The following is a 12,493-nucleotide window of genomic DNA, read 5'->3' as shown; positions in this document are numbered from 1 at the left end:
CTGCGGGTCTTCCAGTGGAAAGGTGAGAAATGGATGCTCCTGACGCGAAGCCAGAGCCGCGAGTGATCCGGGCACGCACGCACGACGCGGCCTTGCCAGAGACCGACCCAAAGACAGCTGCGCAGCGGCAGCGGACTCTGGACCTCTTGAACGCGCGCAGCACCGAGGCTGCAGAAGGCAGCGCCTCCACGGCAAAACAGGCGCTGCGCTGGTCACGTTGGGCCGTGCTGATCGCTGTCATTGCGCTGGCGGTGTCGGCGATCCCGCTGATTCGGCCGTAGCGATGGGAAAGCCCACCCGAACCGCCAAGCAACTGCAGCAGATGCTGATACAGCGCATTGAGGCGCTCCCCGGCCTTCGAGGCCAGCAGACCGACATTCACCGAGGCGGCGTCATCGGAATATCGCCAGATGAAGGCGGCCCCAACTGGACGGTGCGAATCGTGACCGACCGTGGCGCGCACCGCGCCGACATCGCTCAGATCATCCGCACGCTGCAGGGGCAGTTCGACCTCGAGGATTGAAGCGCGACACACTGGAATACCGAGGAGAGAATCAGTGGCTGATTTCAGTACCAAAGACTCCGTGCAAGCATGGGTCAACGAGCGCGAAGATGGCATCTCTGCTCTCCGCTGGAACGTCGACATCGGAACTATCCAAGGAGCCAATGCCCTCGTGGCGCGCGCATGGCTTGCTGATTTCGATACGCGGGAACGCGAGCGGATCGACAGCGAGATGCGAGCGGTCGCGAAGTCAGCGGCCGATGCTGCCTGGTGGTCGGCACGGGTCGCATTCATTGCTCTGCTTGCGTCGGTGGCCTCGCTGCTTGTCTCCGCCTGGCCATACATATGGACGAAATAAGTCATAAGGCGCCCTCCGAGAACAAGCTGAGCTGGCGCGGCGCAGCGATGCGCCCGGCCACGCGGCGCTTCTTCGCCCAGGTCAGCAGCGTGGCGCGCCAACCAGCATGCGGCGTGGCGCGCGCCTGCGTCAGGAACACGCGGGCCATGTGACGGTCAGTGATCACGCGGCGACCCTCCCATAGATCTGCGCCTCATGCGCGAAGTTAGCCCGCACGAGGGCTTCAGCCTGCGCCGGCGCCACGCTGTTGCCGCACATGCGGACCTGGGCCGTCGCGCTGAGCTTGATGCGCGGCACTGCCAGCGGGTCGGCCGCCTGCACGCCGCCGGCAAACAGCAGCGCAGGATCCGGAATCTCGTGGATCACGTAGTCGGCCGGGAAGCTCTGCGCGAGGAACAGCTCGGGTGCTTTCAGCATGCGCAGCGTGATGTCGACCAGCACCCACCATTGGCCGGCGTGCTGCATCAGCACCAGGTCGGCCGGCTCCGAGAACTGCTCGGGTAGGTGCTCGTGCAGCAGGACGGCGCAGTGCCGCGCGCGCTCGCGCAGTTCGGGCGCCAGGCAGTCGGCCGGCACCTGCTCGACCTCGACCAGCCCCATACGGCCCTTCGTAGGCAGCGTGTGCATAGGCTCGGCCAGGCCTTGCCACTGGCCGCCGCTGCTGTAGTACTTCACGCAGTAGGCGGTGATCAGACGTTGGTTGCTTCCCGCGGCCGTGATCGTGGACATGGGGGCGTCGGCGGCGCGGCCGTCGCCTTCGTAGAAGCCACCGTTCGCCTGCTCGATGCATGCAGCCACCAACGCCTGCTCGCCGCGATGCGCGCCGGTGATCGTGCGGATCGGCTCGGCCACGTCGTTGCCCGCGCGCTCGCCGTGGTGAGTTAGGTGCGTGAGGTGCACGGCAGCAACGGCGCTGGTGGCGCCGCTGGCCGTCACCGTGTTGAGCGGCTGCTCGACGCTGCGCACGCCGTGGCTGAAGCGCTTCCCGCCGTCCTTGCCTTCCCCGTGCCCGGCATCGACCAGGTGCGCAGCCACGATGCCCAGCGGCACGCTGCCGCCAGGGCGCTTGATGAAGCTGTTTGCCGTGACGGTGTGCAACGGCTCCTGAATGTCGTGGCCCACGCTGTTCGCTCGGAACTTCGTGATGAACGCGCCTTCGACAACCGCGTGCTTCACGCCGCCGGCCACCACCGTGCCGAGCGGGCGGGTGATGTCGAGCGCGCGCGGCTCTTGCCCGGCACGTTCGCCGTAGCCGATGGTCACCAGGTTGGCACTGGCGAGCGCGTGATGCGTGCCGCCAGCGGACACCGTTGAAAGCGGCGCGGCGATAGCGTCGCCCTGCAGGTGGTTTTCCTCGATGCCGCGCAACGGGGCGATCACGGGCGCGACGACAGCATGGTGTCCGCCGGTGGTAACGGTGGACAGTGGCGCAGAGGCGGGCGCGCCGGCGTGGCCGGTGGTGTTCGTCATCACCAAGGGGGCCAACTGCGGTGCCACCACCGAGAAGTGCCCGCCCTTCACCTGCGCGCAGATCGTGCGCAGCGGCTCGTCGGCGGCCATATTCCGCTGGTTGCTGGCGTTGGCGTGCTCGCTGACGAACGGCGCCAGCACCGGCTGCGCGACGCAGGAATCAGCCTTCGCTGTGATGGTCTGCAGCGGCGCGCCAACCGAGCGCGAGGGCGACTGGCCCATGCGACCTCCCACGCCCACGATGAAGGGCTTCGGGCTGGCGAGCACATGCCGCCACAGGCCCTTCGCCACGCGGCGCATAGTGTTGGCTGCCAGCGGGCGCTCGCGGCCGAACACGCTGCGTGCCGGTAGGCTGAAGTCGATGCACTCGGCGGCTGAGCGCCAGGGCAGGATCTTGCCGGCCAGCACCGCCGCGCTCGTCGGGTCGCCGTGCGTGGCGTCGGGCCAGATGATGGGAAGCCCGTCGCGGCGCGCCACGAGGAACAGGCGCTTGCGGATCGTCGGCGCGCCCTGGTCGCAAGCGCGCAGTTCGCGCCACTCGACGGTATAGCCGTGGCCGCGCAGCTGGCGCACGAAGCTCTCGAACGTCTTGCCCTTGCGCGCCGGGTCCGGCCGGGCCGTGCCGTCAGCGCCCACCAGCAGCGGACCCCACGTGGTGAACTCCTCGACGTTTTCCAGCATCAGCACGCGCGGCTTCGTCAGCGCCACCCAGCGCATGCCCACCCAAGCGAGGCCGCGAATCTCCTTCGCGACCGGCGTGCCGCCTTTGGCCTTGCTGAAGTGCTTGCAGTCGGGCGACAGCCAGACCAGCGCCACCGGCTGATTGCCCGTCACCTTGATGGGATTCACCTCCCACACGCTTTCCAGCAGGTGCCGGGTGTGCGGGTGGTTGATGGCGTGCATCGCCAGCGCCTCGGGATCGTGGTTGATCGCGATGTCGACCGGACGCCCGAAGGCCGCCTCGAGGCCGGTGGACGTGCCGCCGCCACCGGCGAAGTTGTCGATGATCAGCTCATGGCCCAGGTCGAGCGGCATGCTGAAGGCGTCGCGCTTCATGCTGTGTGCGCCTCCTGCTGGTCGACAACCTCGCACACGGCCTCGGGCGTGATGCCGAGGGCCTGAGCTGCGGCGCGGGCGGCTGCCTCGCGGTCAGCGTTCAAGGCGAGGGCACGCGCGAACGCGGCCTTCACCTTTTCGATGGGGATGACGGCGAAGTCCATGGGTCAGGCTTCCTCGCCCCGGTCGTCGCTGTCTGCGTCGGCGTCCGCGTCGGAGTCGGCGTCAGCGTCGCTGTCGTCTGTCGGTTCGTCGCCTTCGGTGTTGCTGTGCTTCTCGAGGAAGAGGTCCGTCGCGTCGGCACCGCCGGGTGCGCCGCTGGTGCCGCCCTCGGCCGCCGGCGTGTCGGGCTTGCCCGCGCGGTAGCCTTTCTTCGCGGGCAGCAGCTCGGCGGGCGCCAGCAGCATGGCGGAGATCTCGCCCTCGCTGGCCAGGCCCGACAGCTCGCCGTAGACGTCGTTGTCCTGCAGCTCCTCGCCGTTGTACTGGATCGTGCCCATGATGGTCACGCTGCCGCCTTCGTTCAGCTCGTAGTGCAGGTTGGCCAGCACCACGTCGGTGAAGTCGACGTGCGATTCGTCGGTGCCCCAGTCCCAGACGAAGCGGTAGCCGCGCCACTTCTCGCCCTTGGCGTAGTGGTACGCCGTGGGCAGCCGCGGGTGGCGCAGATTCGGCAGCGGGATGACGACGTCGGGCAACGTCTCCTGGCCGGACTTCAGCGCGTTGTCGCAGTAGTGGTGCTCGCGCAGGCCGGGCTCGATGAGGTCGAGCAGAGTGTTCTCGCCCTTCAGCGAGAACGCGATGTCGATGGCGCGCACCTTCTCGTCGCCGTGCAGTTCGCGGCGCGGGTTCGCGTTGGTGATGGTGATGAACGTGGGCTTCTCGAGCTGGAAAGACATTGGGCTGGTGCTCCAGATGAAGGTGAAGAAAGAGGGCGTGCCGCTCGCGTGGCGCTGGCTGGAAAGGGAGGAGGGAGGAGGGAGGAGGAGATGGCCCAGCCAGGCGCGCCCGGAAAGGGATCAGGCCGCGACGGGCGCGGGGAACTTGTCGAAGGCCAGGGGCTTGATGTGCTCGCCGAAGTACTTGCCCTTCGACTCGGCGGCCATGAAAGCCGTGTGCACCTCCGGCGCGACGTTCGGGTACTGGTAGATGTGGCCAGGGCTGCGGGTGAATGTCACCTCGAGCGTGCGGCGCTCTGCGTCGTAGCCGATGGCCGCCACCTGGTGGGATTCCACGGGCGTGGTCGGGATCGCCACGTAGGGCTTGGTGGAGAAGGCGGCCGGAGCCGCGTAGGTCTTGGGCATGGTGGTGCTCTAGAAGTTGCGGGTGATCAGGCGGCCTGCTTGGCCTGGATGCCCTGCACGTGCCCCACGATGGCGGCCAGCATGTGAGGGAAATCGCTCTCGTGGTACCGGGGCGCCGCGCGCTCGCGGCCGGCCGGCTCGAAGCCCAGACCGCGCAGGCCTTCGGCGGTCAGCGTGAAGTACTGCAGCCGCTCGTTGATGGCGCCGATGCTCAGTGAGGGCGCGACGTTGGCGGCCGGCTGCGCGAGCGGCGGCATGGCGATGACGGTGGGAGCGGGCGTTGGTGCCGGCGTGGGAACAGGTGCCGCGGAGGCCGGCGCGGGCGCCGCCACTGGTGCGGGTGCTGCAGCGGTGACTCGCGCAGCCTCCTCGCGGGCAAGGCGCTGGCGCTCTTCTTCCTGCTCGCGCTCGAGGCGCGCGGCTTCTTCCTTGCGGATGCGCTCGCGGTCGGCCTCGATGCGCGCCTGCTCCTTCTGCTGGTGCTCGGCGATGCGCGCCTTCACCAGCGTGGCGAGGTCGTCCGGTGCCTTCAGCACGATCTGCGCGGTGTCGGGGAACAGGAATGCCACCTCGGCGGCCTGCTCGCGCAGCGTGGTCAGGTTCACCTGGATGCGGTCGGCGATCTCGTTCGCCGCGAGCTTCGCGCGCGTCAGCTCGTTGGAGACGGCTTCCTCCATGCTGGCCAGGCTGCGCTTGCCCTTGATGGCGCCGCCGAAGTCGGCCGGCACCGTCGGCATGTAGGGCTTGCCGAGGCGGCCGTTCAGCGAGGCAACGTGCGCGGCCAGACCCTTCACGCCGTCGGCGACGATTTCACCGCGTCGGCGATCCTTCTCGGCGGCCAGCAGTTCCTCGGCCATCTTGCAGCTCTGCTGCAGCAGCTTGTCGAGCGCGTCGGCAGCCTTGTTGGCCATGTCGACCGGCTGCACCTGCGCCAGCATCTGAGCCTTGGCCGACTTCAGCGCATCGCGACCCTGCTTCATAGCCTTGATCTGGGCGTCGAGGTTGACGAAGTCTTCGTCGGTCTTCGGCTCGCGGATCAGCCGGTTGTCGAGGAAGTCGCGCAGGCGCTCCTCGAACACCTTGAAGTTGTCCTGCAGGGCGAGCTGACCGGTGACCTGCACGAAGGGCGCGGGCAGGGCCTCCACCGGCTCGGCCACGACCTTCTCGGCCGCCGGCGCGGTGGAGGGCACGTAGGCGGCAAGGTCCTGCGCGAGCTGGGCCCATCCGGCAACGATCTGCGCGCGCAGCTGCAGGTCCGGCGTGTACCAGGCTTCGCGGCGCTCGACCAGCTCGTCGCCGTCCCACTTCGTGGCCATGAACAGCACCCGCTGGCAGCCCGATACCGCGCACTGCTGCTCCATCTGCACGCGGTACGCCAGCGGCAGGGCCGCGCCGTCCATCGTGGTCATCGCGGCGCGCAGTTCGTCGTTGAGCGACTTGTGCTCGAACGCGATCGACTCGTCCATGGTCAGGCCGTCGAACGACGCGCTCAGCTCGCCCTCGGTGCCGACCACCGGGTAGAGGTCTTCGCCGATGGTCGCTTCGGCGAGCGGCCGTGCGAGCGCTTCGGCGCGGTGGCCGTCATCGAAGCGGCGTTGCTGCGCCGCGTCGACCTCCGGCGTGATGCCGGTGTGCAGCTCGTGGAGCAGTTGCGAGCGGGTCTTGTACTTCGAGCAGCCCATCATCGCCGGCGCGTCGCTGGCGTTGAAGTGCGTCGCGCGGTGGGCGTGCCACTCGGGGCTACCTTGAACGAGGTCGAGGTTCTTCATGGTGGTGGTCTTTCAGGCGTTGAGTTCGGCGCGGCGCTTGTCGTAGAGCGCGTTGAGGTCGGTGCGGTGAGTGGCATCCGCCACGGCCTTGATGAGGTCGGCGGCGACGTTGAGCGCGTCTTCGTCGACGGCCTTGTGCAGCTGGTCGGCGACCTGCGCGTAGGTCGGGCCCGGCGCACCGCCACTGGCAGGCGCGCGGATGGCGGTGATCTGCTCGTCACTCAGCGGGTACTTCGTGCGTGCCTTGGCGATGACCTGGTCAGCCTTTGCGCGGCCCGCAGCGATGGCCGCGCGCCACTCAGGCAGGCGCTGCGCGAACAGGTCGGCGGGCCAGCACGTCGGCCCGGCAGGCGGCGGAGGCGCGCTGGCGCGCTGCTGCTGCGCGTCTTGGCCGTCATCGCCGCTGGCGCTGCGGCCGTCGTCATCGGCATCGTCCTTGGTGGCAAGGCCGGTAGCCGCGAGCAGCGTGTAGCGCTGCAGGTAGGTGATGGTCGACGCGACCTGCTGGATGCCGTTCTTCTTCCCGCTGTTGTCCGGCGCGCCGTCGAGCGAAACGGACTCGCTGTGGCCCAGGCGGTGGGTGATGGTGCACGTGACCACGATTCGGCCGCTGCCCTGCTGCAGGTCCCAGCGGTGCGAGAGCCCGTGGCGCGCCATCGCCGGCACCACCACGTCGGTGATGTGCGATAGCTCGGCATGCTTGTAGCCGACGAAGCCGCCCTTGTCCGTGGTGTAGCCCACCTGCTTGCGCTTGAAGATTTCCAGCGGCTCGGCCTTGAAGTCGGCCATGGCCTTCACGAAGGCCTTGCGCGCCTCGTTGGCCTCCCAGCGCTCCTGCAGCTTCATGGCGCTCTCGACCAGGTCGAGCGACGCGCCGCGGCCGAGCGCGATGAGCATCATTCCGAACGGGGAGGACTCGGGCATGCTGCTGGCCAGCGCGCCGCCCTGCTGCACGGCGGGCACCGGCGCCGAAGCAGTGCGGTCGATGGTTTCGAGTTCGAGCACCTCGTGCTCGGCGGTGGACGTTGCGTTCACGGGGTGCCTTTCAGAAGGGAAGGGAGGCGGTGGGGAAGAAGAGGGCGATGACCGCGGCCAGCACGCCGCAGCCGGCGCCGACGGCGATCCAGAGGACCGCCATGCGCAGCAGCGCGTCGATGGAGCCGTAGGGCTCGGCCACGGGGTCCGGGACCTCGTCGGGGAAGTAGTGGGGATGTGCGCGGCTCATCGCGTGCCTTTCAGCGCCGCGTGCTCGGCGGCGCGGTCGTTGTCGATCTGGGCGGTGATGGAGGCCGCCTCGGTCTCGCTGTGCTGGTGCTCGAGGTAGGCCTGCAGGAACAGGACGGTGATCAGGGCCGCGGCGCTGAGCGCCCAGCGCACGAGGTGCTGGCCGACGGTGGTGCGAGTGGCATTCATGCGGTCCTCGCTTTCACGGCGGCCACGACTGCGGCGCACTGCGCGACGTCGAACCACCCGATGTGGCATTGCTCGACGTCGGCGATGCCGAGTGCGCCGGCCAGCCAGGCATAGGCCTCGGTGCGCGTCATGCCGCCGCCTTGCCACAATGGGTTGAAGGCGTCCTTGGCCGCGCCGCGGGCCCGCCGCATCGGCGGTGTGGCCAGCGTGCCCAGCGGGATGCCAGTGAACAGGTGAAGGCCTACGTACGAATCGCAGCCGGTGCACATCAGCGCCCAAGGCCATTCACCGTACTCGCGGCCGTAGATGCAGGCGTTGGAGTCGATGAAGACGGGCGAGCTGCAGTGCGGGCACTTCTCTGGCACCGGCAGCGGGTTGCGCACGCGCGCCACGGCGCGGCGCGAGGGCACCCAGGGGGACACGGGTTCCGTGCGCGGAGGCAGGCTAGCGCGGCGCTCGCGCTCTTTGCGGCTGAGGCCCATCAAGCGGCCCTCGCTTTCATGCCCAGCTGCGCAATTTCGTTGTTGCGGCGGGCGATCTCGACATCGGTCGGCATGTCGTTCATCGCTGCCGACAGCGCGGTCGCCGCTTCGAAGCAACCGCTCTGCATAAGGAAGTGCTGCAGTACGCTTTCGAGACCGCCGAGGAACCCGGCCATCGCCGCGTCATCGCGGCCACCGGTGCGCGCGGCGATCGCGTGCCCGCTCACCTTCGCACTGCGGATGCTGGCGACCAGCAGGGCGGCGTCACGCTTGCTGATCGTGCTCATGCTGGGCTCCCGGTGGCCTTGGCGATGGCGGCGCGGGCTTCGGCGATTCGGTGCAAAGCCGATTTCGCGTTCTGCTCGGCCCACTCCACCTCTTCGGCAGCGCGGCCAACGTTGCCGCGTTCGAACAGGTGCATTGCCGCATCACAGTTGCCGCTGGCATCACCAGCAGCGCTGGCGGCGGCGCGAACCGCGTTGATCGCGCGGTCAAGGTCGAGGCCGTCGCTCATGCTGCTGCCCCTTCCTGCTTGGCCACGCGCTCTGCGTTCCACTTCGCCACCAAGGCCGGCAGCGGATCCGCGTCGACCCACGGCTGTAGCGCTGCGCCGAGCGCCGCGGTGTAGTCCGCGCGCCCATCGATCCCGCGCTCGCGCCAAACGCGCACAGCTTCCGCGCGGTACTCGTAGACCCAGTGGCCGGTAGATTCGAACCAGCGACGGAACGAGTCGGCTGCAAGGGGCAACTGCCCCGGCGTGTGCTGCGCGGTGCTCAAAGGACACCTCGGTTCTGCTGCGACAGCGAGAAGAGGTCGGACGGCGCGAAGTAGGCGGGCGTGGCCTTCGCCGCGTCCAGCGCGCGGTCGGCGGCCAGCGCGCGCTGCTCGGCTTCACCTTCGGCGATGGCAGCGCGGATCTCTTCCGACTGCCAGGCTTGGCCATCCGAGTCGACCAGCGGCAGCACCATGCGCAGCGCCGCGATCAGGCGAGCGGTGGGCTGGGCGCTCATGCCAGCATCCCCAGCGTGTAGTTGATCTGGGCGATGGCTTCGTCCACCGAGCCGGTGAACTGGGCGCCGTAGTCAGCGGCCTCGGCGGCGCGCTGGACCTGGTGCAACTTCGCGATCGCTTCCAGCAGCAGCCTCTTCGCAGCGGCTTCCGCCATCGAGTGCAGCGGGTAATGCTCGCGCGGCGACAGGGCGGCGGACGTCGGTGCGCGCAGCGCGCGCATCTGCGCCAGCTCGCGGTCCATTCCCGCGGTCATCGCGATAGCGCCGCCAGGGCTGCGCGCTTCGCTCGGTTGTACTTGCATTGCCGATCTCCTCAAGACCAATGCGGAAGTGCATCGGTGCGAGTGGAGTATGCATTACGCATAACTCAGGCGCAAGCAGTATGCATACGGCAACGCGAAAAAAAGTTGCGCAGAGTGCGGCGGCAACAAAAAAGCCCGCACGTGGCGGGCTGGTGTTGAAGGGGAGCTTTCCTAGTTCTCAGGTCTGCCTGAGGCCGAAACGGCCTTGGTCAGAGCGTCGAGACGGTCGAGAAGGCGCTGGTTCTCATCGCGGCGATTGCCCTCACTGATTGCGATCTGGATACACCGGCTGAAGATGTAGGGGATCACGGCGAGGCCGAGCGCCATGGCCGCCCCTGCAGCTTGCTGCGGAGCGCTTTGCGATCCGAAAATCGTGAAGGCCAGCAACGCACCGCCAGCGACGGCGCCCAACGCGGTGAGGGAGAAGAAGAACGCAATCATGTGGGCTCCAGGTGGTCTGTGTGGTGGAGTACAAGGCTTCGGCTGTATATCGCGTTTACAGCCTTGAGGCTGTCCGCCGCGGGCTACCTCGATGGCATGTGGTTCTGGTTGAGCTCCGAACCGGGCGGCCTCGGCTCGGAGCGCGTGCCATAGGGGCAACTGGTGGCGGTGCCGGCAAGCCATCCCGGCATGGCCGCCTCGAAGCCGCGATAGCGTGAATGGCGCTTCAGTGTGACGAAGGTCCCGTTGCTGTGCGCCTTGGTCGTGACTTTCACGTAGTCGAATCGAGCCACCTCGCTGACTGCGAACAGGGTGATCTCACCTTCTTTCGCCTCTGGGAAGTAGTTGCTGGCGATGGTGAATCCCTGGGGATAGCACTCGTTCATTGAGTGCACGACATTCCGGAATGCCGCTTCCGAAGAGAGGGGTGACGTGAACTCGGACGCAACGCTGTTCTGAGCGTCGATGACAGAAACGCAGCCGGCCAAGAGAACCGAAGCAAGAAAAACGAAGGTCCGCATACATCGCTCCTGTGCCGCGGCGCGGCTAGATTCGCTCGCTCTGCTTGTGGATCACGCGCCCGACAATGATGCAGGCGTTGCCGGTGCACTCCTTGTCTGGATAGCGCGCCTTGTCGACGTTGTCAGAGGAGAGCCACCAGGAGCCGCGCTCGCGCTTCATGCGCTTGATCACAGCCTCGCCCTCATAGTTGACGGCAAAGACGTCCCCGTCGCGAGGCTCCGTGTCCGCTGTGTTGATGACGACCATGTCGCCCTCGAACAGCTTGTCTTCCATCGACTGGCCGCGCACCTTGATCGAAATCAGGTGATAGGGCTTGAAGCCGCGTTGCTGCATCCAGTCGTTGCGGAAGAAGATCGGCGGCCCATCGATCTCGTCGAGCGGCTCGACTGCAAACCCGTTGACGCCTGCCTGCAGCCTGAGGGTCACCTTGCGAATTGAGGTGAGATCTGGATGGGCATCGAGGTCCACGAGCTCTGGTTCGGTGGCGGAAGACACCGGAGTGTCGAACCAGCCGGCGGGCTTGTTGAAGGCCATTTCCAGCTTGGCTGCCAGTGCGTCGCCAAGACCGCGACTGCCTGCGGTAATCGCGCTGAGGTGCGAACGCGGCGTATCCACGATTCGCGCCACCGCCGCCGCTCCACCTTCGTCGGCAAGTAGTTGCTTGAGGCGCTCCCGACGTCGGATGCGACGCGGGCTTTCTGGGCTCTCACTTTTTTCCATGCGCGGAGCGTATGCGTGTTGCATAAGCTTCCGGTATGCACTATGCTCCGCCTCATGTTGCGCATTATGCATACCACCCAATGAAGCTACGAGCATATCTGGACAGCCTTCCCCGCGGCGGTGTCGCCGAGTTTGCAGGGCGAATCGGCATCAGCCCGGTTTACCTGTCGCAGCTCGCAGCTGAGCAAGACGCCCGCGTCCCGAGCGAAAAGCTCTGCGTGAAGATCGAGCGCGAGTCCCGCGGCGCAGTGCCGCGTCAAGAACAGCGCCCGGACTGGCGCGAGATCTGGCCCGAGCTCTGCGGGCCGGCTTCCGAACTCGCTCGGGCAGGTGCCTGAGCCATGCGTGCCGCCTTCGTCGAGATCTGCATCGGCGCGGCCGTCGTGCTGGTCGGCCTGCATCTCACCTTCATGACCTTCGCGGCCGGCCGCTATGGCGCTGCCGCGTGCGCGCTCTTCGGAGTACTGCTCGGCGTGCTGCTGATCGTGGCAGGCGACCGCGAGTGGCAGGAGTCGCTCGACCGCCAGGACAAGCAGCAGGTCGAGGGCTAGGTCACCGATGTGAGTCCATTCCCCAGAGGCCTTTTTGGGCCGCCCTCCTGCAAGGCCCTCAACCGGCCGACTCCCCCGCGAGGGGGCTGCGCAGACAGGACGGCCCAACAAGACCTTTTCTTCAACCAAAGCGATGGGAGTCGTTTTCACCATGGATCGCAGTCTTCACCCAACCGAATGGAAACCACAAGAAACCACTGGAAAGCGCTGGCAAGCCAGCCTTCCGCTGATCGGCGAGGTGCCCAGGCCCAGCCCGATGGAAAGGGCGGTGGTGCACCGCTTGACCTTCAGCCAGGCGCTGCTCGACGCGGCGAAGCACAGCGGCATGGAGGACTGGGACATCGCCGACAAGATCCACATCAGCCACGGTTACATGAGCAAGTTCATGCGGTCCGTCGGACAGCAGTGGGCGAAGCGTCTCGTCGCGTTCATGCAGGTGACGGGCAGCCTGTCGCCACTGCAGTGGATCGCGGACCAGATGGGCTGCGACATCACCGTGCGCCATGCGCTGTCGGCCGAGCTGGCCGCGGCGCGCGCGCTGATCGCGGAGCACGAGCGCCGCGGCGGTCGGCTGGCCTGATAAGGGGGAGCGC

The 12,493-nt window shown here is 67.4% G+C and carries 24 protein-coding genes; 6 read left to right on the top strand and 18 right to left on the bottom strand.

From position 1 onward, the window contains the following. Positions 1-29: 29 nt before the first annotated feature. From AACL56_RS17975 to AACL56_RS17965, 3 genes are read left to right on the top strand one after another with little or no spacing between them, the layout of a single operon-like run. Entirely contained in the window at positions 30-281 is a 252-nt protein-coding gene (locus AACL56_RS17975; protein WP_339091172.1) for a hypothetical protein, read from the top strand. Positions 282-283: 2 nt separating this feature from the next. Next, entirely contained in the window at positions 284-523 is a 240-nt protein-coding gene (locus tag AACL56_RS17970; protein ID WP_339091171.1) for a hypothetical protein, read from the top strand. A gap of 34 nt (positions 524-557) precedes the next feature. After that, positions 558-860, top strand: a complete 303-nt coding sequence (locus AACL56_RS17965) for a hypothetical protein (RefSeq protein WP_339091170.1) — start codon at positions 558-560, stop codon at positions 858-860. A 1-nt stretch (position 861) separates the two neighbouring features. On the opposite strand, the gene AACL56_RS17960 is transcribed toward AACL56_RS17965, so the two are convergent. The 18 genes from AACL56_RS17960 to AACL56_RS17875 form a co-directional block, all read right to left on the bottom strand. Then, entirely contained in the window at positions 862-1,026 is a 165-nt protein-coding gene (locus AACL56_RS17960) for a hypothetical protein (protein ID WP_339091169.1), read from the bottom strand. Continuing rightward, on the bottom strand, positions 1,023-3,386 hold the full coding sequence (locus AACL56_RS17955; protein ID WP_339091168.1) for a DNA cytosine methyltransferase: 2,364 nt from the start codon (positions 3,384-3,386) through the stop codon (positions 1,023-1,025). The genes AACL56_RS17960 and AACL56_RS17955 overlap by 4 nt, the downstream gene beginning before the upstream one ends. Further along, positions 3,383-3,550 (bottom strand): hypothetical protein, encoded by a 168-nt coding sequence (locus AACL56_RS17950; protein WP_339091167.1) that lies wholly within the window; start codon positions 3,548-3,550, stop codon positions 3,383-3,385. Before AACL56_RS17950 ends, AACL56_RS17955 begins: the two co-directional genes overlap by 4 nt. 3 nt (positions 3,551-3,553) lie before the next feature. Beyond that, positions 3,554-4,285, bottom strand: a complete 732-nt coding sequence (locus AACL56_RS17945; protein WP_339091166.1) for a hypothetical protein — start codon at positions 4,283-4,285, stop codon at positions 3,554-3,556. Between the two features lie 120 nt (positions 4,286-4,405). Further along, on the bottom strand, positions 4,406-4,690 hold the full coding sequence (locus AACL56_RS17940; RefSeq protein WP_339091165.1) for a KTSC domain-containing protein: 285 nt from the start codon (positions 4,688-4,690) through the stop codon (positions 4,406-4,408). A gap of 26 nt (positions 4,691-4,716) precedes the next feature. Next, positions 4,717-6,459, bottom strand: coding sequence for a YqaJ viral recombinase family protein (locus AACL56_RS17935; protein ID WP_339091164.1), 1,743 nt, complete (start codon positions 6,457-6,459; stop codon positions 4,717-4,719). Between the two features lie 12 nt (positions 6,460-6,471). Continuing rightward, entirely contained in the window at positions 6,472-7,494 is a 1,023-nt protein-coding gene (locus tag AACL56_RS17930) for an ERF family protein (RefSeq protein ID WP_339091163.1), read from the bottom strand. A gap of 10 nt (positions 7,495-7,504) precedes the next feature. After that, positions 7,505-7,684 carry a hypothetical protein gene (locus AACL56_RS17925; protein ID WP_339091162.1) on the bottom strand — a complete coding sequence of 60 codons (180 nt, stop codon included), beginning with the start codon at positions 7,682-7,684 and terminating at the stop codon, positions 7,505-7,507. Continuing rightward, complete coding sequence (locus tag AACL56_RS17920; protein WP_339091161.1) at positions 7,681-7,872, bottom strand: hypothetical protein; 192 nt, start codon at positions 7,870-7,872, stop codon at positions 7,681-7,683. Before AACL56_RS17920 ends, AACL56_RS17925 begins: the two co-directional genes overlap by 4 nt. Beyond that, positions 7,869-8,294: a zinc-finger-containing protein gene (locus tag AACL56_RS17915; RefSeq protein WP_339091160.1), complete on the bottom strand. Its 426-nt coding sequence runs from the start codon at positions 8,292-8,294 to the stop codon at positions 7,869-7,871. Before AACL56_RS17915 ends, AACL56_RS17920 begins: the two co-directional genes overlap by 4 nt. Before the next feature lie 59 nt (positions 8,295-8,353). Continuing rightward, positions 8,354-8,641, bottom strand: a complete 288-nt coding sequence (locus AACL56_RS17910) for a hypothetical protein (protein WP_339091159.1) — start codon at positions 8,639-8,641, stop codon at positions 8,354-8,356. Continuing rightward, positions 8,638-8,868 (bottom strand): hypothetical protein, encoded by a 231-nt coding sequence (locus tag AACL56_RS17905; RefSeq protein WP_339091158.1) that lies wholly within the window; start codon positions 8,866-8,868, stop codon positions 8,638-8,640. The genes AACL56_RS17910 and AACL56_RS17905 overlap by 4 nt, the downstream gene beginning before the upstream one ends. Continuing rightward, positions 8,865-9,131, bottom strand: a complete 267-nt coding sequence (locus AACL56_RS17900) for a hypothetical protein (protein ID WP_339091157.1) — start codon at positions 9,129-9,131, stop codon at positions 8,865-8,867. Before AACL56_RS17900 ends, AACL56_RS17905 begins: the two co-directional genes overlap by 4 nt. Next, positions 9,128-9,364 carry a hypothetical protein gene (locus AACL56_RS17895; protein WP_339091156.1) on the bottom strand — a complete coding sequence of 79 codons (237 nt, stop codon included), beginning with the start codon at positions 9,362-9,364 and terminating at the stop codon, positions 9,128-9,130. The genes AACL56_RS17900 and AACL56_RS17895 overlap by 4 nt, the downstream gene beginning before the upstream one ends. Next, the gene (locus tag AACL56_RS17890) at positions 9,361-9,666 is read right to left on the bottom strand and encodes a hypothetical protein (protein WP_339091155.1); all 306 of its coding nucleotides are present in this window, start codon (positions 9,664-9,666) and stop codon (positions 9,361-9,363) included. The genes AACL56_RS17895 and AACL56_RS17890 overlap by 4 nt, the downstream gene beginning before the upstream one ends. Before the next feature lie 171 nt (positions 9,667-9,837). Beyond that, positions 9,838-10,107: a hypothetical protein gene (locus AACL56_RS17885; RefSeq protein ID WP_339091154.1), complete on the bottom strand. Its 270-nt coding sequence runs from the start codon at positions 10,105-10,107 to the stop codon at positions 9,838-9,840. 83 nt (positions 10,108-10,190) lie between these two features. Then, complete coding sequence (locus AACL56_RS17880; RefSeq protein ID WP_339091153.1) at positions 10,191-10,628, bottom strand: hypothetical protein; 438 nt, start codon at positions 10,626-10,628, stop codon at positions 10,191-10,193. 25 nt (positions 10,629-10,653) lie between these two features. After that, positions 10,654-11,349, bottom strand: coding sequence for a S24 family peptidase (locus AACL56_RS17875; protein ID WP_339091152.1), 696 nt, complete (start codon positions 11,347-11,349; stop codon positions 10,654-10,656). 80 nt (positions 11,350-11,429) lie between these two features. Between AACL56_RS17875 and AACL56_RS17870 the strand changes: the two genes are divergently transcribed. From AACL56_RS17870 to AACL56_RS17860, 3 genes are all read left to right on the top strand, one after another. Continuing rightward, positions 11,430-11,687: a hypothetical protein gene (locus tag AACL56_RS17870; protein ID WP_339091151.1), complete on the top strand. Its 258-nt coding sequence runs from the start codon at positions 11,430-11,432 to the stop codon at positions 11,685-11,687. Between the two features lie 3 nt (positions 11,688-11,690). Beyond that, positions 11,691-11,900, top strand: coding sequence for a hypothetical protein (locus tag AACL56_RS17865; RefSeq protein ID WP_339091150.1), 210 nt, complete (start codon positions 11,691-11,693; stop codon positions 11,898-11,900). 271 nt (positions 11,901-12,171) lie between these two features. Next, positions 12,172-12,480: a hypothetical protein gene (locus AACL56_RS17860; protein ID WP_339091149.1), complete on the top strand. Its 309-nt coding sequence runs from the start codon at positions 12,172-12,174 to the stop codon at positions 12,478-12,480. The last annotated feature ends 13 nt before the right edge of the window (positions 12,481-12,493 follow it).

This window comes from Variovorax paradoxus, from assembly GCF_902712855.1.
GTDB lineage: Bacteria > Pseudomonadota > Gammaproteobacteria > Burkholderiales > Burkholderiaceae_C > Variovorax > Variovorax paradoxus_Q.
Note: the sequence above shows the minus strand (reverse complement) of the source record. Positions and strands in the feature narration are given on the sequence as shown.

Coding starts and splice junctions, on each gene's coding strand:
- AACL56_RS17920 (WP_339091161.1), bottom strand. CDS start 7,872: ATGAATGCCACTCGCACCACCGTCGGCCAGCACCTCGTGCGCTGGGCG.
- AACL56_RS17885 (WP_339091154.1), bottom strand. CDS start 10,107: ATGATTGCGTTCTTCTTCTCCCTCACCGCGTTGGGCGCCGTCGCTGGC.
- AACL56_RS17865 (WP_339091150.1), top strand. CDS start 11,691: ATGCGTGCCGCCTTCGTCGAGATCTGCATCGGCGCGGCCGTCGTGCTG.
- AACL56_RS17950 (WP_339091167.1), bottom strand. CDS start 3,550: ATGGACTTCGCCGTCATCCCCATCGAAAAGGTGAAGGCCGCGTTCGCG.
- AACL56_RS17895 (WP_339091156.1), bottom strand. CDS start 9,364: ATGAGCGCCCAGCCCACCGCTCGCCTGATCGCGGCGCTGCGCATGGTG.
- AACL56_RS17870 (WP_339091151.1), top strand. CDS start 11,430: ATGAAGCTACGAGCATATCTGGACAGCCTTCCCCGCGGCGGTGTCGCC.
- AACL56_RS17970 (WP_339091171.1), top strand. CDS start 284: ATGGGAAAGCCCACCCGAACCGCCAAGCAACTGCAGCAGATGCTGATA.
- AACL56_RS17890 (WP_339091155.1), bottom strand. CDS start 9,666: ATGCAAGTACAACCGAGCGAAGCGCGCAGCCCTGGCGGCGCTATCGCG.
- AACL56_RS17975 (WP_339091172.1), top strand. CDS start 30: ATGGATGCTCCTGACGCGAAGCCAGAGCCGCGAGTGATCCGGGCACGC.
- AACL56_RS17905 (WP_339091158.1), bottom strand. CDS start 8,868: ATGAGCGACGGCCTCGACCTTGACCGCGCGATCAACGCGGTTCGCGCC.
- AACL56_RS17875 (WP_339091152.1), bottom strand. CDS start 11,349: ATGGAAAAAAGTGAGAGCCCAGAAAGCCCGCGTCGCATCCGACGTCGG.
- AACL56_RS17955 (WP_339091168.1), bottom strand. CDS start 3,386: ATGAAGCGCGACGCCTTCAGCATGCCGCTCGACCTGGGCCATGAGCTG.
- AACL56_RS17945 (WP_339091166.1), bottom strand. CDS start 4,285: ATGTCTTTCCAGCTCGAGAAGCCCACGTTCATCACCATCACCAACGCG.
- AACL56_RS17910 (WP_339091159.1), bottom strand. CDS start 8,641: ATGAGCACGATCAGCAAGCGTGACGCCGCCCTGCTGGTCGCCAGCATC.
- AACL56_RS17940 (WP_339091165.1), bottom strand. CDS start 4,690: ATGCCCAAGACCTACGCGGCTCCGGCCGCCTTCTCCACCAAGCCCTAC.
- AACL56_RS17880 (WP_339091153.1), bottom strand. CDS start 10,628: ATGCGGACCTTCGTTTTTCTTGCTTCGGTTCTCTTGGCCGGCTGCGTT.
- AACL56_RS17925 (WP_339091162.1), bottom strand. CDS start 7,684: ATGAGCCGCGCACATCCCCACTACTTCCCCGACGAGGTCCCGGACCCC.
- AACL56_RS17935 (WP_339091164.1), bottom strand. CDS start 6,459: ATGAAGAACCTCGACCTCGTTCAAGGTAGCCCCGAGTGGCACGCCCAC.